This is a genomic window from Variovorax sp. GW822-FHT04E09 (assembly GCF_058800845.1).
Genome location: NZ_JBXAMR010000019.1, coordinates 1 through 2,500 on the forward strand (window position 1 = coordinate 1; position 2,500 = coordinate 2,500).

2 rRNA genes and 1 pseudogene (1 of these 3 cut by a window edge) are annotated in these 2,500 nt (G+C 51.6%); 1 reads left to right on the forward strand and 2 read right to left on the reverse strand.

From position 1 onward, the window contains the following. Positions 1 to 315, forward strand: a pseudogene (locus AC1RL8_RS31180) (MBL fold metallo-hydrolase); the annotation flags it as partial. Between the two features lie 130 nt (positions 316 to 445). On the opposite strand, the gene rrf reads toward AC1RL8_RS31180, so the two are convergent. Together rrf and AC1RL8_RS31190 are read right to left on the reverse strand one after the other, a co-directional pair. Then, a 5S ribosomal RNA gene (rrf, locus tag AC1RL8_RS31185) occupies positions 446 to 558 on the reverse strand. A 128-nt stretch (positions 559 to 686) separates the two neighbouring features. Next, positions 687 to 2,500, reverse strand: a 23S ribosomal RNA gene (locus AC1RL8_RS31190) (it continues 1,060 nt past the right edge of the window).

A 2,500-nucleotide genomic window follows, 5' to 3' on the forward strand; every position in this document is an offset into this window, starting at 1 on the left:
GGGCATGGCGGCGTTTTCGCCGATGTCGAGCGCGCCTTGCATACGGCGCGCAAGCGACTGTCTGGCTTGCAGCGCGACCCGGTGAAGCACGCGCGTCACGCGATGAAGGTGCTGATGAAGTTCAAGCTGCTGGAGCTGCACGCGGTGCCACACGCTGAGTGGGATGCGTGGCTTGCTGGAACGCCCTATTTCGAGCTGATCCGGGCTCGATTCTTTGCCGATGAGTCGTTGGAGGCTCTGACGGGAGACTTGTTGGCAGAGCTGATTTCGGTCGGTGCGGCGCAATCCGATGCTTTGGGAGTTCGCAACGCCTGATTGACGGTTGTTTGCTCCAATAAAAAAGCGCTGATTCTTTCGAGTCAGCGCTTTTTATGCGTTTGGTCTTTGCATTGCGCAAAGCAAAAAACCCCAGCCATTTCTGACTGGGGTTTTCTGGGCTGTAAGAGCCTGACGATGACCTACTTTCACACGGGAACCCGCACTATCATCGGCGCTGAGTCGTTTCACTGTCCTGTTCGGGATGGGAAGGAGTGGTACCAACTCGCTATGGTCATCAGGCATAAAGGGTTGTCTGACTGATCACACGATCAATCAAACGAATTCATAGAGTTTGGAATCAGCTTTTGGCGAATTATTTTGAATGCGTCAACTTGGCATAACACCTTGATCAGATTGATCAAAGTTATAGGGTCAAGCCGCACGAGCAATTAGTATCAGTTAGCTTAACGCATTACTGCGCTTCCACACCTGACCTATCAACGTCCTGGTCTTGAACGACTCTTTAGGGGGCTCAAGGCCCCGGCAGATCTCATCTTGAAACGAGTTTCCCGCTTAGATGCTTTCAGCGGTTATCTCTTCCACACTTAGCTACTCGGCAATGCCACTGGCGTGACAACCGATACACCAGAGGTGTGTCCACTCCGGTCCTCTCGTACTAGGAGCAGGCTTCCTCAAATCTGCAGCGCCCACGGAAGATAGGGACCAAACTGTCTCACGACGTTTTAAACCCAGCTCACGTACCTCTTTAAATGGCGAACAGCCATACCCTTGGGACCGGCTACAGCCCCAGGATGAGATGAGCCGACATCGAGGTGCCAAACACCGCCGTCGATATGAACTCTTGGGCGGTATCAGCCTGTTATCCCCAGAGTACCTTTTATCCGTTGAGCGATGGCCCTTCCATACAGAACCACCGGATCACTATGTCCTGCTTTCGCATCTGCTCGACTTGTCAGTCTCGCAGTTAAGCACGCTTATGCCATTGCACTATCGTCACGATGTCCGACCGTAACTAGCGTACCTTCGAACTCCTCCGTTACGCTTTGGGAGGAGACCGCCCCAGTCAAACTGCCTACCATGCACTGTCCCCGATCCAGATAATGGACCTAGGTTAGAACCTCAAACACACCAGGGTGGTATTTCAACGTTGGCTCCACAAGATCTAGCGACCCTGCTTCAAAGCCTCCCACCTATCCTACACAGATCTGTTCAAAGTCCAATACAAAGCTACAGTAAAGGTTCATGGGGTCTTTCCGTCTTTCCGCGGGGAGATTGCATCATCACAAACATTTCAACTTCGCTGAGTCTCAGGAGGAGACAGTGTGGCCATCGTTACGCCATTCGTGCAGGTCGGAACTTACCCGACAAGGAATTTCGCTACCTTAGGACCGTTATAGTTACGGCCGCCGTTTACTGGGACTTCAATCAAGAGCTTGCACCCCATCATTTAATCTTCCAGCACCGGGCAGGCGTCACACCCTATACGTCCACTTTCGTGTTTGCAGAGTGCTGTGTTTTTAATAAACAGTCGCAGCCACCGATTTTTTGCAACCCATTCATGCTTCGTTGTTCACTACACACTAATAGGGCACACCTTCTTCCGAAGTTACGGTGTCAATTTGCCGAGTTCCTTCTCCTGAGTTCTCTCAAGCGCCTTAGAATACTCATCTCGCGCACCAGTGTCGGTTTGCGGTACGGTCGTTGTTAGCTGAAGCTTAGTGGCTTTTCCTGGAACCTCGTTCAGTCACTTCACGGACAAGTCCGCTCGATCGTTGGCCTCGGTATATGTGCACCGGATTTGCCTAATGCACGCCTACATCCAACTAAACCAGAATAATCCAATAACTGGATGACCTATTAAGATCCGTCCCCACATCGCACTAACAATCGGTACAGGAATATTGACCTGTTTCCCATCAGCTACGCATCTCTGCCTCGCCTTAGGGGCCGACTCACTCTACGCCGATGAACGTTGCGTAGAAAACCTTGCGCTTACGGCGAGGGGGCTTTTCACCCCCTTTAACGCTACTCATGTCAGCATTCGCACTTCTGATACCTCCAGCACGCTTTACAACGCACCTTCACAGGCTTACAGAACGCTCTCCTACCACTTGCAATAAATTGCAAATCCGCAGCTTCGGTAACTGGCTTAGCCCCGTTACATCTTCCGCGCAGGACGACTCGATCAGTGAGCTATTACGCTTTCTTTAAATGATGGCTG